Origin of the sequence: Sphingomonas sp. TDK1, assembly GCF_001650735.1 — a bacterium.
Classification (GTDB): Bacteria; Pseudomonadota; Alphaproteobacteria; order Sphingomonadales; family Sphingomonadaceae; genus Sphingomonas.
This window is the reverse complement of the sequence record NZ_LXVY01000039.1, coordinates 3452-3695: the sequence shown is the minus strand read 5'-3', so window position 1 is coordinate 3695 and position 244 is coordinate 3452. Positions and strand designations below refer to the sequence as shown.

Sequence of the window (244 nt, the reverse complement as noted above, 5' to 3'; positions counted from 1 at the left end):
CGACGCGCCGAACACTGCGACGGGGCCCAGCGGCACCATGCGCAGGCGCAGGTCCGGCTTGGGCAGCGGCGCGCGATCGGGAATCGCATGGTCGATGCGGACGCGGAGATAATCGCCCAGGCGCAGTTCCTTGGCGAACAGGCGCAACTGGCCGGCGGTGCGGCCGCGCTCACCCTGCAGGCGCGCCTGGGGCAGGCCGGTTTCCTGCATCGCGCGCTCGATCAGCGCGTCGCCCAGCGCCTCG

At 73.4% G+C, this 244-nt stretch carries 1 pseudogene; it reads right to left on the bottom strand.

Features of this window, described 5'->3' with window-relative positions:
- Positions 1-244: pseudogene (locus tag A7X12_RS19375) on the bottom strand (aldehyde dehydrogenase (NADP(+))); the annotation flags it as partial.